We start from the raw sequence: 25,366 nt of genomic DNA, 5'->3' as shown, positions 1-25,366 counted from the left end.
TCCGGGCCCAGGCCCAAGGCGCTGGACACATGAACCGCAAACCAGCATGAATCCTTGACAAGCGAGGAGCATCCAGGCCGCATCCTTCGCCTGGATTCCCCTTTATCATGGATCAAAAGCCGGAGCCGCCCATGCGCCTGACCGAAATCACGCTGCTGCAAGACCTCCATCGCCCGGAGATGGCTCCCGTTCGCAAGCTCTTCAGCTCCCGGAAGTTTGCACGGGGGGCCCTGGTTTTCGAGCCCAGGGCCGGAGACCAGATCTTCATCGTGACCTCCGGGCGGGCCCGGGTGTACCTTGCCTACCGCGACAAGGAATTCACCATGGCCATGCTCGACGCCGGGGATGTCTACGCGACCCACACCCGGGCCTATGTGCAGGCCCTGGACGATCTGGAGATCCTCATTGCCAGCGTGTCCGAGGTCCGGCGCTATCTCGGCTCCATGCCGAGCTTCAACTCCGCCATGATCCACGTCCTGGGCGATCTTCTGTCCCATGCCATCTCCGTCATCGACACCTTGGCCTTCAAGGACGTTCGCAACCGGCTCATCGAATTTCTGGTCTACGAGGCGAGGCGTCTGCCGCGCTGCCGGGAGTGCCGCCACTGCGGCCAATGCGAGGATGGAGGTATGGTCTCCCTGGGTCTGAACACGGAGCAGATGGCGACCATCATCGGCTCCTCCCGCCAGACAGTGTCTTCACTGCTCAACGCCCTGGCCAAGGATGGCGTCATCCAGCTCAAGGGTCGCGGCGTCATCTGCATCCCCGACATCGCGGTGCTCGAGGCCTGTGCGGCGCTGGAGAACTGAGGCCCGGACATTCCGGTCCCCGCCCGGGGCGAACCGGGACGCGGCCGTCCTGCCGCACCCCGTCCCTCATGAAAAAGCCATGGATTCCCGCCTGCGCGGGAATGACATCGAGATGGCTCGAAGGGTCACACCCTAAAGTATCAACAGTCTCCTTCAGAGTGTTTCTTTTCCGCTCACCTGCCCAGCGCACAAGACCGAGCGTCCCGGTTCGTCCCGGGCGGGGTCGTCGACTGTCTGACTGAGCCAGGCATCGTTGGCTCAGGCGTTGCCCAGTGCGTTATCGCGGACTTCCGCATCACCACGCAACGCTTGAGCCGTACGAGGCCCGCGAAGGAGTTTCGACGGTCCCCGCCCGGGGCGAACCGGGACGCGGCCGCCCTGCCGCACCCCGCCCTTCATGAAAAAGCCATGGATTCCTGCCTGCGCGAGAATGACATCGAGATGGCTCGAAGGGTCACACCCTAAAGTATCAACAGTCTCCTTCAGAGTGTTTCTTTTCCGCTCACCTGCCCAGCGCACAAGACCGAGCGTCCCGGTTCGTCCCGGGCGGGGTCGTCGACTGTCTGACTGAGCCAGGCATCGTTGGCTCAGGCGTTGCCCAGTGCGTTATCGCGGACTTCCGCATCACCACGCAACGCTTGAGCCGTACGAGGCCCGCGAAGGAGTTTCGACGGTCCCCGCCCGGGGCGAACCGGGACGCGGCCGTCCTGCCGCACCCCGTCCCTCATGAAAAAGCCATGGATTCCCGCCTGCGCGGGGATGACATCGAGATGGCTTGGAAGGTCACACCCTAAAAATACCCCAGACTCCTGAGCTGCCCCATTCTCTCCTCCTTGGCCGAATCCCGCCCCGAGCGCTCCCCCCGGCCCGACCGGACGGTGCAGGGCATGCAGCCCAGGGAGCGGTAGCCCTGGTCGTAGAGGCTGCACCACGGGACGGACTCGCGCACCATGAAGGTCCAGACATCAAGCTCCGTCCATTCCAGGATGGGCAGGGCCCGGACGTGATCGCCGTGATCCTCCAGCCATGGCCGGTCGGCCCGGTCCGGGTTCTCATCGGCGCGCACACCCGTCAGCAGGGCCGGAATCCCGAGCCGCGTGACGGCGTCGTTCAGGGGACGGATCTTCAGGTCGCCGCAGCATTGCACCGGATCCACCGCAAGCGGATAGCGGACCAGATCGACATCGGGCCGCACGATATGCAGCTCGATGCCCCATTCGCCCGCCAACCGATCACGAAAAGCCAACACTTCCGGAAACTTGCAGCCCGTATCCAGATTCAGAGCCCGCACCGGCGCTGCAGCGGCATGTTCGCGCAGCACCTCCCGCCACAGGGCCAGCACCACGGTTGAATCCTTGCCTCCGGTCCAGCCCACGGCCGTGCCGGGACCGAAGCGTTCCAGCACCTCGATCATGCGAGCCTTGGCGAGGGCCATTTTTTCGGAGAGAATCATGCCCCGTCCCGCCCCGGGCCAATCATGCCCCGTGCGCATTCCAAAAATGAACGCATCATTCCTGCTCTTGCTTTTTGAACGGAAGTTCAATGATGAAACGCGTCCCCAGGCCAGGCTCGGATTCGACCTCCATGGTCCCGCCGTGCCCCTTGGTGACGATGAAATAGGACACCGAAAGCCCAAGGCCCGTACCCTGGCCAGGCGGCTTGGTGGTGAAGAAAGGCTCGAAGATGCGACGGCTGATTTCCGCACTCATGCCGGGACCGTTGTCTTCGATCTCGATCCTGACCCGATTGCCGATTCTGCGTGCCCGAATCTCCAGGCGCGGATTCTCGACGGTAGGGGTGGCCTCGGCCATGGCCTGGGCCGCGTTGCGCAGGATGTTCAGAAACACCTGCTCGATCTCCGTTTCGGTGCAGGCCAGCTTGCCCAGCCCCTCCTCGACGGAGATGCGCAAATCCATTTTCTTGAAATCGTAGAACTTCTTCAGGTCGTAATCATTCCTGGCCAGAGTCAGGGAGTGTTCGATGAGGGTCTGCAGATCGCACTGGGAGCGCCCCGATTCAGCCAGTCTGCTAAAATCGAGCATGCGCCGGATGATCCCCGCCGCCCGCGTGGCCGCTTCCTGAATGTCCGTGATGAAAAGGTCGAGCTTGCGGGCGCGCATGTACCGGGCCATGAGCTCCATATCCAGCCCGATGGTCTCGGCAACCTGGGTGTTCTTGGAAAAATCTGGCCGCGTGCGGCGCACCAGGTTGTGCGAGGCCTGAAGGATGATGCCCAGAGGATTGTTGATCTCGTGGGCGATGCCCGCGGCCATGCCCCCCACCGAACGCATCTTTTCACTCTGGATCATGACTTCCCGCAGCTTCTTCATCTGCGTCATGTCGCGCAGCACGGCCAGCAGGTGGGGCACTCCGTCGAGCTCCAGGGTCTGGCAGGTCATGGCGCTGACCACGGTGGAACCGTCCTTGTGCAGGGCTTCGAATTCAAAGTCGCGCAGAAAGCCGTCACGGGCAAGACGCCTGTAAATTTCATCGCGCTCACCCGGATTTCGGTAAATGCCCAGTTCCAGAAGCGTCTTGCCCAGGGCCTCTTCACGGCTGAAGCCGGAGATGCTCGTGAAGGAGTCATTGACGTCGACGAGGCGTCCGCTCTCGACGTTGAGCAGCACGATGGCATCGGGCGAGAGGCGGAAAAGCTGGGAGAACTTTTCTTCGGACTGACGGAGCCGCTCCTCGGCCAGACGCCGCTCGGTGACATCGGTGTGCGTCCCGCTCACAAGCAGGGGCCTGCCGTCGGCGTCGCGCTCGATGACATCGCCGCGGCCCAGAATCCATCTCCACTCCCCGTCCCTTGTGCGCATGCGGAACTCGGAGTTGTACGATTTGCCTCCGTTGGAGTTCACGACGACCTGAATCCGCTCGTAAGCCTGCTGAAAATCCTCGGGATGACAAAGATCCTTCCAGGTCTGAAAGGTCATGGGTAGTTCCTGATCCTCGTAGCCGAGCATCTCGTACCAGCGCGGGCTGAAATAGGCCTGCCCGGTGTCGAAGGACCATTCCCAGATGCCGTCGGAACTTGCCAGAATGGCGCGTGAAAGCCGGCGCTCGCTGCGGGCCAGGGCCTGATGCGCCTCATCGAGGTCGCGGTAGGAGCTGTTCAGACGTTCCAGCAGCTCCTGGAATGACTGGCCCAGGGTCGCGATTTCCTCGTCGGCCTTGAGCGCAGGTCCGTTGAAGGTACGAGTCTCGGTGTTCATTTCCCGCATGGACGCTCCGAGCCTTTGCAGCGGATTAACCACCGACTTGCGCAAACGGCGACGCAGCAGCAGCTGCGTACAAAGCAGGGTCATGACCAGGATACTGAACATATAGGCGAGAAAACTGAGCGTCTGTTTGCGCAAAAGAGACAGATCGTAGTCGAGGCGCAGCCACCCGATGGTTTCTCCCGCCGCGATGATCGGCCGAATGAAACGCAGAGCCGAGAAGTCATGGTCGAAGGCATAGCCCTGGGCATGGTCCCAGCCCTCGATGTCGATCGGCTTCGAAACCTGCGTCGCCGCACCCCGCGAGGCGGCGGCCAGGGGAAGCCCCCGTGCATGGTACAGTTCGACCCGCAACACCTCCTCGACCATGCTGATCTCGGCCAGACGCATGTCCAGAGCCCGGATGCGCCGCTCGAAGAGCTCGTTGGCCAGATTGTCCTGTTCCCTGGCGACCAGGGTGTCGAGAATGCGGCAGACGATGTGGATGTTGTCGTCCTTCCATCGAACCAGCATGAAACTGCCCAGGGCGACAAAAAGAACCGCGATCACGGCGAAGGTGATCAGGATGTCCTGGTTCATGCGCTGGGAAATGCTTTTGTTCATCGATCGGCATCCACGCTCTTGACGAATTCGACCTTGTCGGGGGTGATGCGCAGAACGACCAGGGATTTCTGGGGATCGCGCGAGTTCTTGAAGGTGATGAGCCCCGTCACGCCCGGATATTTTTCGGTGGCGGCCAGGGCGTCCCGGATGGCGGCCGGAGAATCGCCTTCGGCACGCAGGATCGCGTCGGCCACCAGACCCATGGCGTCATAGGCGTTGGCGTTGCCGGCGTCGATCATCTGCAGGGCATTCGGCCCGAACTCCTGATAGAGCAGAGCCAGAAATTTTTGGCCGCCTTCCGACCCCGAATCGGGGTGCCAGTGGGACACATAATAATTTTCGCCCTTCGCCGGGTCGAGATACGGATAGTGCTCCAGAGCAGTCCATCCATCGCCGCCCAGAACAGGCATGTCCAGACCCGCACTGCGAGCCTGCTTGAGGAACAAACCCGAATCACGGGTGAAACCGGCCACCAGGATCAGATCCGGAGATTTCTCGCCGATGACGCGGACCTGCTCATCAAAGTTCATGGCGTTCTGAAGATAGCGCAACTGCGATTCGACCTTGCCTCCGCGCGCGGTGAAACGCTCGATGAAACCCGAGCTCAGCCCTTCGCTGTAGACGTCTCCGGCGATGGTCACGACGATGGCACTTCGAGCTTTCAGGTCGTCATAAGCAAAGGCGGCCAGCGCCTTGGCCTGCAACGCGTCGGTATAGCAGACCCGGAAAATGTAATCCCCGATTTCGGTGACCTCCGAAGCGGTCGTGGTTGCGCCGAGCATGGGAATGCCCGCCTGCTGAAGCACGGGCCCCATGGCCATGGCCTGCGAACTCCAGGAAGGGCCGATGACGGCCGAAACCTTGGCCTTGACGGCGGCCTCGGCGGCCTGTCGCGCTCCAAGGGCCGTACTCCCGGTATCGAATTCGATCACCTCGACAGGGCGCCCCAGAAGACCTCCCGCAGCATTGATCTGACCTGCCGCGAGCGTGACCATGCGGTAGTTGGGAGAATTTTCCTCCGCGCCCGGGCCGGTCTTGGCAAAAATGCTTCCGATCCTGATCGGTTCGACGGGCTGTGCGTGGCAGACGGCGGACATCCACAACAGCAAAACCGCCACGCTCATGGCGCCGATCATGAATGCCTTGGCTCCGGGGCATGCATCAATAAAACAGACCTCTGAAAACATGAAGGAAAACAATCCATTTTTGCGCACACTGATCATCATGATTATCCTCCGCACTGCCTACAGGTCCCCAGCGTCCCGACACACATGGCACAAGGCCGGACAAAACTCCATCCGGTTGTCATACATGAAAATACGGTACAAGCACCAACAAGCACAAGACCCGGGTTCGAACAAAAACACGTATCCCGCGCCCCGGGGCTTCCTGCGTTGACACCAGCTCATTGTCATTGCAATGTGCTGAAAATTTAGCAAAAACTCCATCAGTCCAAATTGCTCGGCAAACCCCGCAGGCAGGCGTCATGAACACCCCACCCCCCATCACCCCACTCCCCTCCGATCAGCGCGCCTCCGGGCTGCGCCGCAAGGTCGGGACCCTGCTGCTGTTCATATCGGCGGCCGTGCTGCTGCTCTCCGTCGCGGTGGGTCAGCGGATTCTGAGCGATCTGACCACGGACCTGAGCCGCAGACTGGCCGTTGCCGAAGCGCAGCTCACCCGTGAGAAAATCCAGGCCCTGGTCGGCCGCGAGCTGGCCATCGCCCAGCGCTTCGCCGACCTCAGCGCCCTGAAGGACTGGCTGCTGCAGGAACAGGAAGCGCCTGCCCGATCCCGCTTTCTGGCCGAGGCGGCAGGATTTCGCCAGGCCTTCGCCGACCAGACCTATTTTGTCATACACCACCGCACCCTGGCCTACTATTACGCCGATCCCAAAAGCCCAAGCGCCAGATACCGTTACACGCTGGATACGGCCAAGGCGGCCGACGCATGGTACTTCTCGACCATGGACGTGCCGGTTCCCTACACCCTGAACGTCAACCCCGACGCCACCCTGAAGGTGACCAACCTGTGGATCAACGTACAGGTGCGCAACGCGGCGGGAATGCCACTCGGGCTGGTCGGAACCGGCATGCAGCTGGACAGGTTCCTGAAGACCATGCTCGCCCCGCGCTCGGCCGGGGCCATGAGCTTCATCATCGACGGGCAGGGCCGCATCGTGGCCCATCCGGATCCGGACAGGATCGAGTATGGAGCCATGGGCAAGCAGGACACCTCCCGGACCGTTTTCGCCGAACTGAGCGAACACAGCGATCAGGAGACCTTCGCCCGCGCCCTGGCCGAGACCGGCCGCAGGGACACACAAGTGTTTCCGCTGCAGGTCGAAACCAAACAGGGCACGCGCATGATGGCCCTGGCGCATCTTCCGGAACTCGGCTGGACCGTGGTCAGCAGCGTCAATCCGGCGGCCGAGGGCATTCTGTCCTCGAACATCATTCACCTGGCCCTGGCCGGAGGCGCGGTGATTCTGCTGCTGGTCATCCTGACCCTGACGTTGGGCTTTGACCGTCTCGTTCTGCACCCGCTGCTGGTCCTGACCGACTCGGCCCGCAGGATCGCCGAAGGGCGTTACGACACCCGGCTGCAATCGAACCGGAACGACGAACTCGGCGCCCTGTCGCGCGCCTTCGACAGCATGGCCTCCCAGGTTCAGACGCACACCATGGAACTGGAACAGCGGGTGGCCGAACGCACGGCCCAGCTGGAGGCGACCCATGCACGGCTGACGGACACGCATCGCCAGCTGACGGAGAGCATCCGCTACGCGAGCCTCATTCAGCGGGTCATTCTTCCGGACCGGCAGCTTTGCGAGCACTTGCTCGGACAGTATTTCGTGGTCTGGCATCCGCGCGACGTGGTCGGCGGCGATTTCTATCTGTACCGGGAGCGGGCCGAGGGCTGCCTGTTCGGAGTCATCGACTGTGCCGGTCACGGAGTGCCGGGAGCCTTCATGACCATGATCGCTCACGCGGCCCTGGAACGTGCCACCATGGAACAGAGCTGGGACAACCCGGCCGCGCTGCTTGAGAGCGCGGACAAGGCCGTGCGCGCCATGATGCCGGACACCAAACGCCTGGAGCGCCTGGCCACGTCCATGGACATCGGACTGTGCTTCGTTGAATGGGAAACCCGCAAGGTTCATTTCGCCGGAGCCCACATCGACCTCTTCACGGCCAGGGGAGCACAGGTCGAGCATTACCGGGGGGACCGGGGCGGAATCAACGACCGCCGATCCAGAAACTTCACCTGCCGGACACTGGACCTTGAACCGGACACTGTTTTTTATCTTGTCACGGACGGAATTCTGGACCAATCCGGGGGACAAAGAGGCTTGCCTTTCGGGCGAAGCGGCTTCGTGAACTGGCTTGAGGCCCACTCGGGCCTTGCGCTTGCAGCCCAGGAAAAGGCCCTGACCACCGCCCTGCAAGAATACCGTGGAGACTACCCGCAACGCGACGACATCACCGTGCTGGCCTTTCGTTTCGACCAAACGCCGGCTGATTCCTCCAAGGAGATCGCTTCATGAGCACACCCGACCTTTACGACCTGCGCGAAATCTTTGACCGTCAACAGATCATGGTCTGCTTCAACGGCCCCATCAACGCCGCCCTGATCGAGGAGATCGGCCGCGCCCTGCGCGACTACCTCAACCACCAGCAGGAAGCGCCCAGCGCCGTTGCCGACATTTTTTCCGTTTATATTGAAATGACACAGAACATCCGTCGCTACGCGGACCAGCACCCGAAGCTGACAGGCGCGGCCAGCGCGGCCATCGTCGTGTCCCGCGAGGATGAACACTATGTGATCAGCGCGGGCAATGTCGTCACCCGCGAGGACGGAATCACCCTGAAGGAACGCGTGGACGGCCTGGCGGTCCTGGACCGTGCCGCGCTCAAGGCCCTCTTCAAGACCCAGCTGCGCCAGCCGCGCGAGGGATTGAACGGCAGCGCGGGTCTGGGGATCATCGACATGGCCCGCAAGGCCTCACGCCCCCTGGCTGTCACGGTGCGCGACATCGACGAGACGCGAAGCTTCCTGAGCCTGCGCGTCGTACTGTAGAAAGACTCAAAAAAGTACGAGAAGAACATGAACAATCTAGATATCGCCCAAACACCCAGCACTCCGATGGTCCGCGCCGACAACGAGCAGGGACGTGTCTTCATGGCCGGAGATTCATACCCCGAGAATCCCTTTGAATTCTTTCAGCCCATCATCGACTGGATCGACGATTTTCTGAAGAATGACGACCGCCCCCTCGCCTTCGACCTGGAGCTGATCTATCTCAACACCAGCAGCATCCGGGCCATGATGGACATCTTCGACCGCCTGGAGGAATCCCACCAGAGCGGACGACCGGTCAGCGTCGCATGGAACTATGATCCGGACAACGAACGCGTCGGCGAACTGGCCGAGGAATTCAAGGAAGACTGCACCTTTCCCTTCACCATCGCCCCGAGGTCATGATCATGCCGCAGTGTCCGCCTGAAGACAGCCTTGAGCGGCGCATCGAGGCCATTCTCGGCGCCGAAACGCCTCCGGAAGGGTGGAAGGAAGCGCTTGGCGTGCTCTTTGAGCGTTACCTCGACCAGCAGCGCCTGCTGGACCGGCTGACCCACATCGCGGACCGTTTTCAGGCCGCCGAACGCGAGCGCAGCCAGGGCTATCTGGCCAGTTACGAAAAGAAAGTCCGGCAGCTGGAAAAAATCGTGCGCATCAGCGACCAGTACCAGACCATGCTGCATCAGCTCAAGGAGCGTCTGGAGCACGCCTCCAACTATGACTCCCTGACAGGCCTGCCCAACCGCCGCTACATGACCGTGCGCCTGGACGAGGCCGCTTCCCGGGCAACGCGAAAACCAGAAGGCGGATTCGCCGTCATGATCGCCGACCTCGACCATTTCAAGGAGGTAAACGACAACTTCGGACACGCCGCCGGGGATCAGCTGCTGCAGGCCGTGGCCCGGGCCCTGGAACTTTCCCTGCGTGAATACGACATGTGCGCGCGCTGGGGCGGAGAGGAATTTCTGTTCCTCTTCCCGGCCTGCGACGCAGTCAGCGCCCCGGTCGTGGCGGAACGACTGCGCCAGGCCGTGACCGGAGCACAAAGAATCCGCGACGAAATTCCCGCCCCGACGGTCAGCATCGGCTTCACGATTCACCGGCCCGGCGAACCCGTGGACACGACCCTGCTGCGCGCGGACCAGGCCCTTTACAAGGCCAAGGACGCCGGGCGGAACTGCGTCGCCGGGGAGTGAGCTTGACAGCCAAACGCGCTTGTCCTAGCCAGAAATCAGTTTTTGCAGGGGTGGCGAGGAGCCTGAGATGATACCCGTTGAACCTGATCTGGATCATGCCAGCGAAGGGAATTGCAAGACTTGAGGCCATGACCGGCCAATCCCCCCATTCCTCGCCCCTGCTGCCCCAAATATCAACAGCAGTGCGAGGTGCACCGTGTCCGATCCAGCCCGCAAGGCCGCAGACAACCTGCGCGCCCTTAGACAAAACAAACCGCTTGTTCACAACATCACCAATTTCGTGGTCATGAACTACACCGCCAACGCCCTTCTGGCCTGCGGCGCGTCTCCGGTCATGGCCCACGCCGAAAACGAAGTCGAAGAGATGGTCGCCTACGCCGGGGCGCTGGTACTGAACATAGGCTCGCTGACCGATGTCTGGGTGGCGGCCATGCTCAAGGCTGGACGCAGGGCCACGGCGCTCGGCAAGCCCATCATCCTCGACCCGGTGGGGTCTGGAGCGACGACCCTGCGCACCGAGGCCGCGAAATCCATCCTGGCCTGGACAAAGGTCAGCGTGGTGCGCGGCAACGCCTCCGAGATTCTGTCCCTGGCCGGACAGAACGCAACCACCAAGGGCGTGGACTCCACGGACTCCATCGAGGACGCGGCCAAGGCTGCCGGGACCCTGGCCCGCGAACTGGGCACCACCCTGGCCATCACCGGCCCCACCGATCTGGTCACCGACGGACGGCGCACGCTGGTCATCGAGGGCGGGCACTCGCTCATGCCCTGCGTCACGGGCACGGGCTGCTCGGCCACTGCCCTGGTCGGCGCCTTCCACGCGGTGGACCCCGACCCCGTCTCCGCCGCCGCCTCTGCCCTGGCCTTCCTGGGACTGGCCGGAGAGAGGGCGGGCGCGCAGGCCTCCGGCCCCGGCTCCTTTCAGATCCATCTCCTGGACGCTCTCTTCAATCTGACGCCCGAGGACCTGGCCAAGGAATGCCGCATCCACGAGGAACACCATGCCTGATCTGTCCCTGTACCTGGTCACGGACAGGGGGCTGTCCCTTGGCCGCGCCACCGCGGACATCGTCCGCGCCGCCGTGACAGGGGGAGTGACCTGCGTGCAGCTGCGGGAAAAGCGCTGCGCGACCCGCGAATTCGTGGCCGAAGCGCGGGCCGTGCGTGAATTGCTGGCCGGAACCGGCATCCCGCTCATCATCAACGACCGCATCGACGTGGCCCTGGCCGTGGGAGCCGACGGCGTGCACCTGGGCCAGACCGACATGCTCATCGCCGACGCCCGGCGCCTGACGGGTCCGGGCATGCTCATCGGCATCTCGGCCGAGTGCGTGGAGGACGCCCTGCGCGCCGAAGCCGAGGGTGCGGACTACGTGGGCGTGAGCCCCGTCTTCTCCACCCCGACCAAGACCGACACGGCCCCGGCGCTGGGCCTTGACGGCGTGGCCGCCATCCGCGCGGCCGTGTCCCTGCCCCTGGTCGGCATCGGCGGCATCGGCCCGGGCAACGCGGCCGAGGTCATCCGGGCAGGGTGTGACGGCGTCGCCGTGGTCTCGGCCATCGTCTCGGCCCCAGATCCAAGAGAGGCTGCCTCCCGCCTCAGAACCATCATCCGTGCAGCCAAGGAGCTTTCATGAACCAGCGCAAATATCACCGCGTACTGACCATCGCCGGGTCCGACAGCGGCGGCGGGGCCGGAATCCAGGCCGACCTCAAGACCATCGCGGCCCACGGCTGCTACGGGGCCAGCGTCATCACCGCCCTGACCGCCCAGAACACCCTGGGCGTGACCGGCATCCACGCCGTGCCCGTCGAATTCGTGGCCGCGCAGATGGACGCGGTGCTTGGCGACATCGGGGCCGACGCGGTCAAGATCGGCATGCTCTTCTCCCCGGAACTGATCCGCACCGTGGCCAGGGGGCTGGCCAGACACGGGGTGGGGATCATCGTGCTCGACCCGGTCATGGTCGCCCAGAGCGGGGACAAGCTTTTGCAGGACGAAGCCATCGACGCCCTGAAATCGGAGCTCATCCCCATGGCCACGCTCATCACACCCAACCTGCCCGAAGCCTCGGTGCTGCTCGGCCGGGACATAGCCACGCAGGCGGCGGCCATGGAAGCGCTGACGGACCTCGCGGCCATGGGCCGGGGGAGCGTGCTGGTCAAGGGTGGGCATCTGGAGTCGGGCGACAGCGACGACATCCTGTACATCGGCCATGAAAAGCGCGTCGTGACCCTGCCGGGCGTGCGCATCCAGACCCGCAACAACCACGGCACGGGCTGTACCCTGTCCTCGGCCATCGCCTCGAACCTGGCCAGGGGCGAAGACATGGAAACGGCCGTGCGCAACGCCAAGGAATACATCAGCGAAGCCATCCGGGCCGGAGCCGCCTACGTCATCGGCCAGGGACACGGGCCGGTGCATCACTTCCACCGGTTCTTCGAATAGCCGTGTACGCTCCCGCCACCGCGCAGGCCGCACCAGGCATCGCCCTTGAAGGCATCTCCCTCGATTTCGAGGGCCGACCGCTGTTCGCGGACCTGAGCCTGACCCTCGGGGGCGGACGGACGACCTGCATCCTGGGGCCGAGCGGATGCGGCAAATCGACCCTCCTGAAGCTCATGGCCGGTGCTCCAAACCTCGACTTCTCCGGGCAGGTCCGTTTTGGCTCCGGCGGGACAGGCTCGACACAGGTGGCCTGGATGAGCCAGAACGACCTGCTCCTGCCCTGGCTGACCCTGCGGGACAGCGTCCTGCTCGGAGCCAGGCTCCGGGGCGAACTCTCGCCCGAAAAGCGGGCCAGGGCCCTGGAACTGATCCACGAGGCGGGCCTGGCCGGATACGAGGACAAGCTGCCCGAGGCCCTGTCCGGAGGCATGCGTCAGCGCGGAGCGCTCCTGCGCACCCTCATGGAAGAGCGCCCCGTCATCCTCATGGACGAGCCCTTCTCCGCCCTGGACGCCCTGACCCGCGTGCGGCTGCAGAACCTTTCCGCGCGTCTGACCGTGGGCGCGACCGTGGTGCTGGTCACCCACGATCCCATGGAGGCCCTGCGCCTGGGCCACGACATCATCGTGCTCGGGGGCACGCCGGTGCGGGTACTCGAAACCATGGAGCCCGCCGGCCCGCCCCCGCGCGAGGCCGGAAGTTCCGAAGTGACCGGCCTGTACGCGGGGCTGCTGAGAAGGCTGATGAACGGGGAGGCGGCATGAACTTCTTGCGTCCCTTCATTCTTGCCGTCGGCATTGTGATCATGTGGCAGGTTCTGGTCATCCTGACCGGTGCTCCGACGTACATCCTGCCCGGCCCCCTGCCTGTCGCCACGGCCCTGATCGAAAAGTTTCCGCTGCTCCTCTCGCATCTGGGCACGACCCTGACCGAGATCCTGCTTGGTCTGGCCCTGGGCACGGTCCTTGGAAGCAGCGCGGCCCTGGTCATGATCCTCTCGCCGCTGCTGAAGCGCTGGATGCTGCCCGTCCTGGTGATCAGCCAGGCCATCCCGGTCTTCGCCCTGGCTCCCATCCTGGTGCTGTGGCTCGGCTACGGCATGGCCTCCAAGGTAGCCATGGCGGTGCTGATCATCTTCTTCCCGGTGGCGTCGTCCTTTTACTCGGGCATGCAGCGCACCGAACCCGACCTGCTGGAGATGGCCCGCATCATGGGCGCAAGGCCCCTGGCCGTGCTGCGCACCATCATCATCCCCTCGGCCCTGCCCGCCTTCGCGGCCGGGCTGCGCGTGGCCACGGCCGTGGCGCCCATCGGAGCCGTGGTCGGGGAATGGGTCGGGTCCAGCGCGGGCCTTGGCTTCTACATGCTCCACGCCAACGCCCGCATGCAGATCGACGTCATGTTCGCGGCCCTGACCGTTCTGGCGGGCACGTCCTTGACGCTCTATTTCATAATCGACCGACTGCTGAACAGGCTGATTTACTGGCAGCCAAAACATGGGATGCAATGAACACACATTCTCACGCATGGGACATCCCCGCGCAGGCGGGGATTTGTGCCTTCCTGGCCCTGGTGAAGATGGATTCCCGCCTGCGCGGGAATGACCCTGATAAGGGCGCAAAACCTTGGTGCCGTAGCATGAAAACAAAAATTCCACCTTGTTTTGCTCCCACCGCTGCCCAACGAGTCGGGTCGCTCCGGACGGGGAGTCAGGCTGGTTTTCTGGCAGCCGAAACTTGGGATGCAATGAAGACAAATACTCACGCATGGGACATCCCCGCGCAGATGGGGATTCATGCCTTTCTGGCCTTGGCGAAGATGGATTCCCGCCTGCGCGGGAATGACCCTGATAAGGGCGCGAAACCTTGGTGCCGTAGCATAAAAACAAAAATTCCATCTTGTTTTACTCCCACCGCTGCCCAGCGAGTCGGGTCGCTCCGGGCGGGGGCCGGCAACTGTCTGACTGAGCCGGGCATCGTTTGTTTTCCCGTCGCGACCGCCCAAAGCGCTGTCCGATGTCCGGCAGGAGCGGCGGGAAAACATTACGAGGCCAGCGAAGGAGTTTTGGCGGCCCCCGCCCGGAGCGATCCGACTCGCGTCCGCACTGCCACCAACCCTCCCCGACCATGACAATCCGACTCAAATCCGCATTACCGCAAACCTTTTCACATTCTCCAAACCATAAGGATACCCACATGAAAAAAATCGCCTTTATCCTCGCAACCCTCCTCCTCTGCGCCACCCAGGCCCAGGCCGAAAAGCTGACCGTGCTGCTGGACTGGTTCGTCAACCCCGACCACGCGCCCCTTTACGTGGCCCTGGAGAAAGGCTTCTTCAAGGAACACGGCCTTGAAGTGGAAATCATCGCCCCTTCCAACCCCAACGACCCGCCCAAGCTCGTGGCCGCCGGGAAGGCCGACATTGCCGTATCCTACCAGCATCAGCACCAGATGCAGGTGGCGGAAGGCCTGCCTCTGACGCGCATCGCCACTCTGGTGGCCACGCCGCTCAATTCCCTGGTCGTGCTTGAGGACGGCCCCATCAAGTCCATCGCCGACCTGAAGGGCAAGACCGTCGGCTATTCCGTGGGCGGGTTCGAGACCGCGCTTTTGAAAGTGATGCTCGAAAAGGAAGGTCTGACCATGGCCGACGTCAAGCTGGTCAACGTCAATTTCTCCCTGTCCCCGTCGCTGTTCACGGGTCAGACCGACGCAGTCATCGGCGCGTTCCGCAACTTCGAGCTGAACCAGATGGATATCGAAGGACGCCCTGGACGGGCCTTTTTCGTGGAGGAATACGGGGTTCCGGCCTATGATGAACTGATCCTCGTGGCGGCCGCCGCGAAGGTGGCGGACCCCAAGCTGCGCGCCTTTGTCGATGCCTTGGAGGAAGGGGTGCAGTACCTGATCAATCACCCCGAGGAGAGCTGGAAGCTCTTCGTCTCCGGCGAGCGTTCCAGCCTGGACGACGAACTGAACCGCCGCGCCTGGCGGGACACCCTGCCCCGCTTCGCCCTGCGCCCCGGGGCTCTCGACAACAAGCGCTACACACGTTTCGCGGAGTTTCTGATGCGCGAAGAGATCGTGACCAATGTGCCCGAGCTTGACACATGGGCGGTGGAATTGCGCTAAGCGAACCGACAAGCCCTATCCCGAATAAACGGAGCCGGGCGGCAGCTTGATCGCTGCCGCCCGGCTTCGTTTATTGACAGGGCAGGAAAATCCCGGACAAGGCGTCTAAAACTCGCGCTCCCGCGAAAAGAAAGCACCGCCCAGCATGATCACGCCGAAGATGACAAGGTACGCCACAACGGCCATGCCATGCGAGAAGCAGGCGGCGAACATCATGAACAGGCTGCCGAATACGGCCAGAGAGGGCATGATGTAGCGCTTGAACACCGAAAGATCGGCTTCCTTTTTCATGAACACCAGGAAAATCGGGATATAAAGGGCATAGATCGTGACGATCGGAAGTTCCGAGGGATCAAAGCAGAAAAATCCGAACCACGGTTTGGTGAGGTTAGCACCGTAGAAATACACCAGCCAGAATGCGGACAGCAGCACCCCCAGCACGGCGGAGTTGGTGGGCATGTTCGTGGCGTTGTCGATCTGCCTGTACATGAACGGGCGCGGGCCCTGGTTTCTGGCGGAGATGGAGTAGATACCGCGGGTACATCCGAGCATCAGGCCATTCAAGGTGCCAAGGCAGGAAATGATGACAAAGACGAAGATGAGCGTTCCGCCAAGGCTTGAAAAGACGGTTTCAAAGGCCAGCTTCGCGCCTTCCTGACCGCCTTCCATGAGGGTCTGGTTGGTGACCGCGCCCGCCAGGCCGACGTAGTACAGTATGTACACGACCATGACCGTGAAGGTGCCCACCATCAGGGCCAGGGGGAGATTCCTTTTGGAATCCCTGAGTTCCGCGTTGATGCTGGTGGCGATGATCCAGCCTTCGTAGGCAAAAGACGTGGCCACGACGGCAGTGAACACCGCGATGACCGGATCGACTTCAACCACGGAAGTGGTGAAATTCTGCATTATCATGCCGTTGTCCAGACCGAAGACGGTGCCGACCACCGCCATGAGCAAAAGCGGGATGAGCTTGATCACGGTCGTGGTGACCTGGAATTTTCCGGCCAGGACGGGCGACAGGGCGTTCAGGGCGTAGCTTGCCACCAAAAAGAAGCCGGAGATGGTCATGCACTCGCCTCCGGTGATGTCCCATCCAAAAAGGACGGCCGTGTAGCGGGCCGAGACCCAGGCCAGGACAGCGGTCAGGGTCGGATAGTAGATGAGGGCCATGAACCAGCCGACGTAATAGCCGTATTTCTTGCCCATGGCGGCTTCGGCGTAGTCGACGATGCCGTTCACACGCTCATACTTGGTGGCCATGAGAGAGAATGTGTAGGCGCAAGAAATCATGATGAATCCGCCGATGATCCAGGCAAGAATCCCCAGGGGCAGATTGCCGCCGGTGGCGGTGAGAATTTTTTCCGCCTTGAAAAAAACGCCGCTGCCGATGACAATGCCTACGACCATCGCAATCGCGGTAAAAAGGCCGAACTTCTTGTTCAACTCAGATCCCATTGTCCGATTCTCCTTATCGTTTCAGAATCAATGTTTCCTACAATATAATATATTATCGAAAAAATATTGCCTGTCAGTTCATGCAACGTCTTTTTAAGACACTGCAAACGCTTCATGGATAAAATCCGATAGCCGAATTTTCCGAACGTCGTGCTTCCGTGGAAACAATTCTCAAAGTCTGAAGCTATCTATTGGGCAAAAGATGCAGAGGGGCCGTACCCGATGAAGGAGATATTGTAAACGCGGATAATGCATAAAAATATTTCGATGCCGCAACCTCTCGATTTCAAAAAATTTAAAAGGACCGGACTCGTGCCGCATGGAGAAAAAACTTCCCGAGCATGACCTTTGCAACCGCAGAAGTCTGATGGGTAAAGAATTCTCGCCTCACGGCCGATAAGAAGAAAAATGGGTAATTTTCCAAGGAGCGAAGATCATGAACGTGCAAGGCGCTGGAAATCAGCAGGCATGGATGAAGGTCAACCATGTCGAACTCAAGGATAACGCCACGGAAAAGCCGGTCAAAGCAGCCGAAACGGAGATCACCCCGCCGCCCGCCAGCGGCGACGAACAAGGGAGCAAAGGGGTCATTCGCCTGTTGCAGGCCGGACACTTCCAGGGAGTGGCTGACGTGCGACTGCGCATCAATTTCCACGACGAGCTCCAGCAGGTGGCCGCGCAAAATGCAGCCAACGACTTCGAAGGCGCAAGCACGGGGCTTTTTGACGAGCTGACCGCGAAACTCGGCGCCCTCGGAGAAGAGCACGGCCTGTCCGGGCAGGCAGAGGAGCTGGCAGGAGACTTCTCGGACGATATCAAGCAATTGCTCGAAGAGGCGAAGGCCGAACAGACGCCGCTGTCCACCACCCTTTCGGACATAAACTCCAGGTTTTCCGAGCTGCTTGAATCGCTGCAAGGAGCCTTCGCCGGACTGGCTGCGGCTGCCGTGCCGCAGGAACAGGACGCCACCGATCCGGAGCTGGCCGAACTGCTTGATGATGAAGGCGCGCTCGCTTCCGAGGAACAGCTGCCGGGACAGGTAGCAGCGGAGATGGAGGAAGCGCCGACGGAGGAAACGGGGGAGGAAATTGCCGAAACCGAGGCCCCCGGCCTTACCGCCTTCAAGGCCGGCATGCAGGAACTTGAGGCCTGGTTCACGCAAAGCCTGACCTCGCTGCACGGCGATGTGACAGCCGCCGCCGAGTTGCCGCCGCTGAGCGAACCCCGGGGCAACGGCGCGGCCTACGCCAAATTTCTGGAGATATACAGGAACATGAACACTGTCGCAGAAAGCACCGCAGCTCAATCCGAGGCTCCTCTTGATGAGCTGAACGCGGAGGTCTAGACGAGGTCTGGCTCACGCCTCATGCAAGGGCGACCGCGCGTCTTTCACGATGCACGGTCGCCCTTTATTTTTATCAAATGCCCGGCACAAATCAGCGCCAACGCGCCGCTCTCTTGCCCTGGCGCTGTTCCGGAAGCTGCGCGGCCAATGTCTGACAACATGTTGGCATTGTGATAAAAAACGCATATGTGTCTGAAAAAAAACAACGCCTTTTCAGGAAGTTGCCATCACGCGTTGCCAGACAGCGCCGTGCAAGCAACCTTACGCCAATTATCCACACGCGGAGCTCAACATGTCTGAAAACAGAAAATACAACAGAACCGCAAGCCTCCAGCGCTGCGCCGTCGTTTCCCCATCCCTGGACACCCCCTGCCCGGCCAGGATCATCAATCAAAGCCCGGATGGCCTGCTGCTTGAAATGGATTGCTCGCTGCCCGTCGATGATGTGCCTGTGAACATCTATCTCGCCGATGAATTGCGGGGAACCGTGGACTACGAGAGCAGCACCTTTCTGACAGGTTTCATCCGCTGGTGCAAAAAAGAGGAAGGGGGATGGTCCGGCTTTTTTCAGGCGGGCGTGCAGCTTGTGACCACTGCGCCGCGAAAGGACTGGAGATAGATACGCGCCTCGGAGATATCCGGGGCAGCTCAACACTTCCGAAAAGCAGGCATCGGATCAACAAATCTTCGGCCCATGCCCGGCCAACGCAGTGAACGCGGCGCCGGGCCATCCGGCCATTGCCTTTTCCACGTCTGATGCCCATCATTGCCCTGACTCTTCAAATCATTGCAGCCCACGGCCGCACATTCAGCAAGAACACAAATTAAACCCATGGCCGACAGACGCGGACAATCGGAAAACCGGAAAACCTTGCCGGGTCAGACCCTGATCGAGGTCACGCCCTTTGATCCGGCCTGCAGGCGCGAAAGGATGTCCAGCACGCGCTCGTCCTGAGCCACGGAGGAGCTGTCGCCATCGGCCTTGTGCTTGGCCAGGCGGGCCTGAAACTCGGCCATCCAGTCCACGCGCCCCGATCCGTCGGCCGCCGTAAGCAGGTTCGAGGAACCCGCGAAGCTGGGATCAAAACTCATGGTCGCATGGTCGCGCAGGCTGATCAGGCCGTTGTCGTAGAGCATGGACGAGACCTTGGCCAGCTCGTCCCTGGTCATGGAACCTGGGTCCACTTCCTTGCCGATCTGATGCCACAGGGACTCCTGCGCCGGAGCCGCGGTCATGGCGGACCCGGTGGATTCGGAACTGGGACGCTTCATTGCGTCGGCCAGGGAGCCTATGATCGAAAAGGCCGTCTTGGCGATGCCGAGGGCGGCCAGGGGTGCGATACTCATGTTATACCTCCGGAAAAATCTTCCTGCACGATTACCAAGATGCAGAGATTGTTCCACCGATAGGCTCGTCGTTCCCAGCTCGCATGAGATCAGAAAAAATGCCCCAGAGTTTTTTGCTTGCCTGCCCCACACGCGCAGAGTAGGCGAAGCCCTCAAACCATCAAAAAATACCATGACAATACCAGCCCCACTCAAAATACGCGCCCTGCTCATTCTGGCCCTGCTCGCGGCATTTCCGCCGCTGTCCACGGACATGTATCTGCCAGCCCTGCCCACTATGGTCGAGACCTGGCAGACCACGGAAGCGGTCATCAACCTGACCCTGGTCGGCTTTTTCATCAGCTTCAGCCTGGCGCTGCTCTTCTACGGCCCCCTCTCGGACCGCTATGGGCGAAAGCCGGTGCTCCTGGGCGGCATATCCCTCTATGTCCTTTCCTGTCTGGTCTGCGCCCAGGCCCAGAGCCCCACGGCCCTGATCGTGGGGCGCATCCTGCAGGGCATGGGCGCGGCCTCGGCGGCAACCCTGTCCCTGGCCATGACCAAGGACTATTTCGTGGGCGCGGAACGCGAGCGGGCCCTGGCACACATGGCCGTCATAGTTTCCCTGGCCCCCATGCTCGCGCCCGTGCTCGGCGGCATCATGCTCACCTTCGCCGACTGGTCGGTCATCTTCCTCGCCCAGATGGTCCTTGGCGTCGTGGCCATCTGCGGTGTCTGGAGACTCAAGGAGCCGGCCCCGGCCACGACCCGCACCCTGGCCCAGGTCATGGGCGGCTACCTGCGGCTCATGTGTAACCTGCGCTTCATGACGCAATGCACCCTCATCGCCTTGGGCATGACACCGCTTTTCTGTTTCATTGGCGGATCTTCCTTCATCTTCGTGACCTATTTCGGTCTGAGCGAGCAGGAATACAGCTATTTCTTCGCCTTCAACTCGGCCGCGCTCATGCTCGGTTTCTGGATCTGCGGCAGGCTGCTGAAACGCATGCCCGGATTTCGCATCATCCTGCTCGGCTATGCCGGAATCCTGATCAGCTCGGCGGCCCTGGCCCTGTGCTCCGGCCTCGGCCCCTGGGGCATGGCCCTGCCCATGGCCTTCCTGACCCTGAGCCTTGGCATGTCGCGCCCGCCGAGCAGCAACTTCCTGCTCGAGCAGGTCAAACAGGACGCAGGCTCGGCGGCCTCCCTCATCATGTTCACGTATTTCGTTGGCGGCGCCACGGCCATGTGGTTCATCGCCCTGCCCTGGGACAACAAGATCCTTACCCTGGCCCTGGTCGGCATGGCCACGAGCGCCCTTGTCCTGGTATTGCTGCCGAGGCTGGAACGGACGAAGCAGGAGTGATGTTTTTTAAGTTGATGCGGGGCTGCCGAGATATTCGGGGATGATCTTCAGAGGTTATTTATTGGCTTGATCCGCCAAAAACTGTCGCCCCTTTTCCCTCAGACGGTACTTCTGCAAGCGGCTGTTGGGCTTGGATGGGAGAGTCATTTCAATCAGGCCAGCGGCCAACGCAGGCCCCAGATACCGCTCGCGGAACGATTTGCGATCCTTGAGCCCCAGGGCGGACTGCAGGGCTTCGCGGCTCATTTCCGTGCGGAGCGCCGCAAGCAGTTCGCCGACTTGGGGGGTGACCTGGGGGGTGACGGAAGAAATCGTCTCCAGAATCATCTGCAGCATGAAGGTGATGAACGGAGCGGAGTCAGCCTGCGCGGTGCTCTCCTGCAAGGCCTGATAATAGTCGCGCTGATGGTCGAAAACGAGGCTTTCCACCGGTATGTCCGTGAACAGCGGATGCCAGTTCGCCAGAATCAGGTTCTGCCACAGGCGTCCCATGCGGCCGTTGCCGTCGGCAAAGGGATGGATGAACTCGAACTCGTAATGAAAGACCGAACCGACGATGAGCGGGTGGGCGTCCGTTGCCGCCAGCCACTGAAACAGGTCGCCCATCAGCTGCGGCACACGACTCGCCGGGGGCGCCATGTGGACCACCCGCTGGCCCGTCATCACCCCCACTCCGCCGCTCCTGTATCTGCCCGCGTCGTCGATCAGGCCGGACATCAGGACACGATGCGCTTCGAGCAGGTCCGGCTCGCTTTCCGGCCGCCAGGTTCCGAAGAGATCGTAAGCGGCCAACGCGTTTTTAACCTCCTGCACCTCCCGGGGCGGGGCAATGACCCGCTTGCCCTCCAAAATCGCTGTGATCTGCGCTTCACTTAGGGTATTCCCCTCTATGGCGAGTGAACCACGAATGGTGCGGACACGGTTGATGCGCCGCAGCCGCGAGGAGCCGGCCTTTTCCGAGAGCGCGGTCAACCGGCCGACAGCCTCGCTGATCCCGGCGACCAGGTTCAGAATCTGCGGAGTTATGGAAAAAGGCGGGCAGTATGCAACTTTGTCGTTCATGACTCTCCGATTTATTCCCGGAACCATGTCCTGATCCATGTGGCAATCTGAGATGATAAAAGTGATTCGCTCATATCATCCTGACTGGCCAAGCCTTGATGCAGACAGGAATTTGCCCGAAAAGGCCTGCATTCAGGATATCTCATGGAGATAAAGCAAGCGTTATGCGAAGCGCAAGCGATTCTTCAATAAGGACAACTAGGTATCCCTGTCGACTGCTGACGTCAGGACAGAGCGGATTCGTCTAAAGACAAAAGAAACAAGAAAACCCGTCAAAGACGCTGTGTCCTTGACGGGTTTGTTGCTGCAGCTGGTGGGCCAACAAGGAATCGAACCTTGAACCTGCTGATTAAGAGTCAGATGCTCTACCAATTGAGCTATTGGCCCAGCTTGTTGAATCGGAATATGCAAATCATGTCAAAGCATTAGCCCTAAAACCTGCTTTGCGCCGACAACGAAAAGGCTTCTACGGTTTTCCAGGTTACCCGTCAAGGGGAAAATTAGTGAATGGTGAATTGTGATTGGTAATTGGAGAAGAAAGAAAGAGATTTCTAACACAACATTTCGAAATTAAAGGCAATTTCACAATACTCTGGACTGTTCGGACCCGAAGACCACCCTGAGCGGCCGCCACCCGCCTTTGTCCATTCACAATTCACCATCCACAATTCACCAACAATCAAAGCAGATACTTTACGCCCTCGCAGCCCGCCAGGGCGGCGCCGAGGCTGTCGAGGATTTCACGGCTTTCGATGTGCATGCGTACGGTATAGGTCACGTAGGAACCGTTGCGGGAGACGTTGCTGGCGCGGGGAGTTTCGGTGAAGCCATGATTTTTCATGACATCGAGGATGGCGGCGAAGGCCTCGTCGCTGCGCACGGCTATGATTTTGTACTCCCAGTGCAGGGGAAACTCGAGTTCCGGCTTATTCATGGGGGCTCCTTGTTGACGGATGTGTGCGGTACAGCTAGTCCAAGGACCAGCGTCCGTGACGGACTCCATGGCCCAAGCTTTTTCGGACAGTCAATACCAAATTTCCACATGGCGAGGTGCGGATGGAATCCATCCGGGAAATATATCGAATTGGCGCAGGTCCTTCCAGCAGCCACACCATGGGCCCCAAGCTCGCCGCCGAGCAATTTCGGGCCCGCGTCAAGGGGGCGGCCTCCTTTCAGGTAGTCTTGTACGAGAGCCTTGCCGCCACCGGCAAGGGGCATCTCACCGACAAGGCCATCCGGGAAGCCCTGGCTCCCTTCCCCGTCGAAATTCTCTGGGCACAGGACCGGCAGCAGCCCGAACATCCCAACGCCATGGACTTCACGGCCCTGGACGAAAACGGCCGGGTCCTGGACAGCTGGACTGTTTTCAGCATCGGCGGCGGCGCCCTGCGCGACAGGGGCTCGACCTTCGCCACGCCCCAGATCTATCCGTTGCAGAGTCTCACGGAAATCATGGAGCTTTGCGGCGAGGAAGGCATCACCTACTGGGAATTCGTGGCCCGTCACGAAGGCGAGGACATCTGGAACTTCCTTGAAGAGATCCGGGCCGCCATGAAAAGCTGCGTGGAACGGGGCCTGACCACCGAGGGCGTGCTGCCCGGCGGCCTGGGACTGGCCCGCAAGGCCAGCTCGTACCACCAGAAGACCCTGCTTGGTGGAGCCGAGATGCGCCGGACCGGACTTCTGGCCGCGTATGCCCTTGCGGTGTCCGAAGAAAACGCCTCCGGAGGGACCGTCGTCACCGCGCCGACCTGCGGCGCGAGCGGCGTCTTGCCCTCCGTGCTGCGCTACCTGAAGGAAAACATGAAGGCCAGACCCAGATCCATCCTGCAGGCACTGGCCACGGCCGGACTGATCGGACTGATCATCAAGAACAACGCGTCCATCTCAGGAGCCGAGGTCGGCTGTCAGGGCGAAGTCGGTTCGGCCTGCGCCATGGCCGCCGCGGCCGCGGCCCAACTCATGGGCGGCACCATCCGCCAGATCGAATATGCCGCCGAGATGGGACTTGAGCATCACCTGGGCCTGACCTGCGACCCCGTCGGGGGACTGGTCCAGATACCCTGCATAGAACGCAACGCCATGGCCGCCTCCAAGGCGATCAGCATCGCGCACATGGCGCTTTTATCGGACGGCTCGCACTGCATCCCCTTTGACGAAGTGGTGCGAGTCATGAAAGAAACAGGACACGACCTGCCAAGCCTCTACCGGGAAACATCCCACGGGGGCCTGGCCAAAGCATATGGCGAACGCAAGGAAAAACGAGGATCCGCATGAAGAGAGATGAAGAAGATTTCGAAGAGCTGCCTACCACCAGGGAATCAGAAGAACCGACCAGCCGTGGCAAGGAACTCAAACTCTTCACGATGTGCCTGAAGAAATTCATAAAGAAGATCTTTCAGCACATGGTCGCGACCCGTTTCGCTTCCTGGAAGGAACTGGCCATCCACGACCAGGACGGCCTGGCCTACCCCATATACAACTACGTCATCGACGCGTCCGACCCCCGGTTGCGTCAGACCTACGCCGATTACGGCCTTGAAATCGACGGAGGGACGCTCCTGGCCGACCTGTCGGTGTCTGCCATCCTTGAAGAGGAAGGGGCCATCGGGCTTGAGTTCTATCTCTACGAGACCACGTCCATCGTGCCCTATGTGTGCGACGATTTCGAAGCCGTGGAAAACGAGCGGCCGGACATGTCCCATTTCCGCAGGATCAACCACGCCGACTTCGAAACCCTCTATGACGAACTCAAGAAGAACAACATCTTCGAGGACATCTATTACGAGCTGAACAAGTCCATCCTGCTCATCGAGCTTTCCGAACGCGAAGCCCTGGCCCAGATGAAAAAGGACAGCCTGCGCATCATCTCCGGCATCTTTGCCCGCGCCAAGTCCATCTCGAACCTGAACACCATCACCAACACCGACATCAAGGAATTCAAGCTGGATTTCGAAATCGAGGGACGCAAATTTTCTCTCGTGGTGCTGAACGGCCACGACGCGGACAATCTGCCGGTCTATTCTTCCGTGCTGACCATGCCTGAGTACAAATCCGTGGCGCAGTACGTGGACCTGGACACTCTCTATGAAAAATTCCTGAAGGTGCTGCGTGCCAAAAACATTGCCGACCCCGAGGCGGTCCTTCTTGAAGCGCTCAAGCCCCATGATCGCGCCGCGCAAAGCGCGACACAGGCAATGCCCACTCCATGAACCGTCTGCAAGCGGCCCGGCGAATCCTTGACCACCATCGCCAAACCACTATAGATTGATTTCATGACTCTTTTCCCATGCGTGGAACAAAAAACACCCGCGCCTCAA

General features: G+C 61.1%; 23 protein-coding genes, 1 tRNA gene and 1 riboswitch. Of the genes, 16 read left to right on the top strand and 8 right to left on the bottom strand.

Annotated elements, in window-relative coordinates:
• Positions 1–131 precede the first annotated feature (131 nt).
• Positions 132–809, top strand: a complete 678-nt coding sequence (locus H4684_RS07595; RefSeq protein WP_092192548.1) for a Crp/Fnr family transcriptional regulator — start codon at positions 132–134, stop codon at positions 807–809.
• A gap of 790 nt (positions 810–1,599) precedes the next feature.
• Here H4684_RS07595 and H4684_RS07590 read toward each other — a convergent pair.
• Genes H4684_RS07590 through H4684_RS07580 form a run of 3 tightly spaced genes read right to left on the bottom strand, consistent with a single transcriptional unit; the run spans position 1,600 to position 5,859 of the window.
• Positions 1,600–2,262 (bottom strand): phosphoadenosine phosphosulfate reductase family protein, encoded by a 663-nt coding sequence (locus H4684_RS07590; protein ID WP_192623349.1) that lies wholly within the window; start codon positions 2,260–2,262, stop codon positions 1,600–1,602.
• Positions 2,263–2,317: 55 nt separating this feature from the next.
• Complete coding sequence (locus H4684_RS07585; RefSeq protein WP_192623348.1) at positions 2,318–4,633, bottom strand: PAS domain S-box protein; 2,316 nt, start codon at positions 4,631–4,633, stop codon at positions 2,318–2,320.
• Complete coding sequence (locus H4684_RS07580; RefSeq protein WP_192623347.1) at positions 4,630–5,859, bottom strand: ABC transporter substrate-binding protein; 1,230 nt, start codon at positions 5,857–5,859, stop codon at positions 4,630–4,632. Before H4684_RS07580 ends, H4684_RS07585 begins: the two co-directional genes overlap by 4 nt.
• Positions 5,860–6,119: 260 nt before the next feature.
• Between H4684_RS07580 and siaA the strand changes: the two genes are divergently transcribed.
• The 10 genes from siaA to H4684_RS07530 all read left to right on the top strand — a co-directional run bounded on the left by siaA (position 6,120) and on the right by H4684_RS07530 (position 15,492).
• Positions 6,120–8,180, top strand: coding sequence for a biofilm regulation protein phosphatase SiaA (siaA, locus tag H4684_RS07575; RefSeq protein ID WP_192623346.1), 2,061 nt, complete (start codon positions 6,120–6,122; stop codon positions 8,178–8,180).
• Positions 8,177–8,713 carry a biofilm regulation protein kinase SiaB gene (siaB, locus tag H4684_RS07570; protein WP_092192556.1) on the top strand — a complete coding sequence of 179 codons (537 nt, stop codon included), beginning with the start codon at positions 8,177–8,179 and terminating at the stop codon, positions 8,711–8,713. The genes siaA and siaB overlap by 4 nt, the downstream gene beginning before the upstream one ends.
• 27 nt (positions 8,714–8,740) lie before the next feature.
• Positions 8,741–9,118 carry a biofilm regulation phosphoprotein SiaC gene (siaC, locus tag H4684_RS07565; protein WP_092192558.1) on the top strand — a complete coding sequence of 126 codons (378 nt, stop codon included), beginning with the start codon at positions 8,741–8,743 and terminating at the stop codon, positions 9,116–9,118.
• On the top strand, positions 9,115–9,909 hold the full coding sequence (gene siaD, locus H4684_RS07560) for a biofilm regulation diguanylate cyclase SiaD (RefSeq protein WP_225940313.1): 795 nt from the start codon (positions 9,115–9,117) through the stop codon (positions 9,907–9,909). The genes siaC and siaD overlap by 4 nt, the downstream gene beginning before the upstream one ends.
• A 37-nt stretch (positions 9,910–9,946) precedes the next feature.
• Positions 9,947–10,038, top strand: a riboswitch (TPP riboswitch).
• Positions 10,039–10,105: 67 nt separating this feature from the next.
• Positions 10,106–10,921 carry a hydroxyethylthiazole kinase gene (gene thiM / locus H4684_RS07555; protein ID WP_192623345.1) on the top strand — a complete coding sequence of 272 codons (816 nt, stop codon included), beginning with the start codon at positions 10,106–10,108 and terminating at the stop codon, positions 10,919–10,921.
• Positions 10,914–11,549: a thiamine phosphate synthase gene (gene thiE, locus H4684_RS07550; protein ID WP_192623344.1), complete on the top strand. Its 636-nt coding sequence runs from the start codon at positions 10,914–10,916 to the stop codon at positions 11,547–11,549. The genes thiM and thiE overlap by 8 nt, the downstream gene beginning before the upstream one ends.
• Positions 11,546–12,361 carry a bifunctional hydroxymethylpyrimidine kinase/phosphomethylpyrimidine kinase gene (thiD, locus tag H4684_RS07545; RefSeq protein WP_192623343.1) on the top strand — a complete coding sequence of 272 codons (816 nt, stop codon included), beginning with the start codon at positions 11,546–11,548 and terminating at the stop codon, positions 12,359–12,361. The genes thiE and thiD overlap by 4 nt, the downstream gene beginning before the upstream one ends.
• 2 nt (positions 12,362–12,363) lie before the next feature.
• On the top strand, positions 12,364–13,125 hold the full coding sequence (locus H4684_RS07540) for an ABC transporter ATP-binding protein (RefSeq protein ID WP_192623342.1): 762 nt from the start codon (positions 12,364–12,366) through the stop codon (positions 13,123–13,125).
• Positions 13,122–13,871 (top strand): ABC transporter permease, encoded by a 750-nt coding sequence (locus H4684_RS07535; protein WP_192623341.1) that lies wholly within the window; start codon positions 13,122–13,124, stop codon positions 13,869–13,871. Before H4684_RS07540 ends, H4684_RS07535 begins: the two co-directional genes overlap by 4 nt.
• Before the next feature lie 685 nt (positions 13,872–14,556).
• The gene (locus tag H4684_RS07530; protein ID WP_192623340.1) at positions 14,557–15,492 is read left to right on the top strand and encodes an ABC transporter substrate-binding protein; all 936 of its coding nucleotides are present in this window, start codon (positions 14,557–14,559) and stop codon (positions 15,490–15,492) included.
• Between the two features lie 105 nt (positions 15,493–15,597).
• Here H4684_RS07530 and H4684_RS07525 read toward each other — a convergent pair whose 3' ends face one another.
• Complete coding sequence (locus H4684_RS07525; protein WP_092192572.1) at positions 15,598–16,947, bottom strand: APC family permease; 1,350 nt, start codon at positions 16,945–16,947, stop codon at positions 15,598–15,600.
• A gap of 436 nt (positions 16,948–17,383) precedes the next feature.
• On the opposite strand from H4684_RS07525, the gene H4684_RS07520 reads away from it, so the two are divergent.
• Both H4684_RS07520 and H4684_RS07515 read left to right on the top strand, forming a co-directional pair.
• Complete coding sequence (locus H4684_RS07520) at positions 17,384–18,292, top strand: hypothetical protein (protein ID WP_192623339.1); 909 nt, start codon at positions 17,384–17,386, stop codon at positions 18,290–18,292.
• A gap of 292 nt (positions 18,293–18,584) precedes the next feature.
• Positions 18,585–18,911, top strand: coding sequence for a hypothetical protein (locus tag H4684_RS07515; RefSeq protein ID WP_092192575.1), 327 nt, complete (start codon positions 18,585–18,587; stop codon positions 18,909–18,911).
• A gap of 260 nt (positions 18,912–19,171) precedes the next feature.
• On the opposite strand, the gene H4684_RS07510 is transcribed toward H4684_RS07515, so the two are convergent.
• Entirely contained in the window at positions 19,172–19,639 is a 468-nt protein-coding gene (locus H4684_RS07510) for a hypothetical protein (protein ID WP_192623338.1), read from the bottom strand.
• A gap of 172 nt (positions 19,640–19,811) precedes the next feature.
• On the opposite strand from H4684_RS07510, the gene H4684_RS07505 reads away from it, so the two are divergent.
• Complete coding sequence (locus tag H4684_RS07505; protein WP_192623337.1) at positions 19,812–20,984, top strand: multidrug effflux MFS transporter; 1,173 nt, start codon at positions 19,812–19,814, stop codon at positions 20,982–20,984.
• A gap of 54 nt (positions 20,985–21,038) precedes the next feature.
• Here H4684_RS07505 and H4684_RS07500 read toward each other — a convergent pair whose 3' ends face one another.
• The 3 genes from H4684_RS07500 to H4684_RS07490 form a co-directional block, all read right to left on the bottom strand.
• On the bottom strand, positions 21,039–22,046 hold the full coding sequence (locus tag H4684_RS07500; RefSeq protein ID WP_192623336.1) for a Fic family protein: 1,008 nt from the start codon (positions 22,044–22,046) through the stop codon (positions 21,039–21,041).
• A gap of 311 nt (positions 22,047–22,357) precedes the next feature.
• A tRNA-Lys gene (locus H4684_RS07495) sits at positions 22,358–22,433 on the bottom strand.
• Between the two features lie 292 nt (positions 22,434–22,725).
• Complete coding sequence (locus tag H4684_RS07490) at positions 22,726–22,980, bottom strand: HP0495 family protein (RefSeq protein ID WP_161949142.1); 255 nt, start codon at positions 22,978–22,980, stop codon at positions 22,726–22,728.
• Positions 22,981–23,102: 122 nt separating this feature from the next.
• Between H4684_RS07490 and H4684_RS07485 the strand changes: the two genes are divergently transcribed.
• The gene (locus tag H4684_RS07485) at positions 23,103–24,323 is read left to right on the top strand and encodes an L-serine ammonia-lyase (protein WP_192623335.1); all 1,221 of its coding nucleotides are present in this window, start codon (positions 23,103–23,105) and stop codon (positions 24,321–24,323) included.
• Positions 24,320–25,258, top strand: a complete 939-nt coding sequence (locus H4684_RS07480) for a hypothetical protein (RefSeq protein ID WP_192623334.1) — start codon at positions 24,320–24,322, stop codon at positions 25,256–25,258. The genes H4684_RS07485 and H4684_RS07480 overlap by 4 nt, the downstream gene beginning before the upstream one ends.
• Positions 25,259–25,366 lie beyond the last annotated feature (108 nt).

The organism is Desulfomicrobium macestii (genome assembly GCF_014873765.1).
In the GTDB taxonomy this organism is placed as follows: domain Bacteria; phylum Desulfobacterota; class Desulfovibrionia; order Desulfovibrionales; family Desulfomicrobiaceae; genus Desulfomicrobium; species Desulfomicrobium macestii.
Note: the sequence above shows the minus strand (reverse complement) of the source record. Positions and strands in the feature narration are given on the sequence as shown.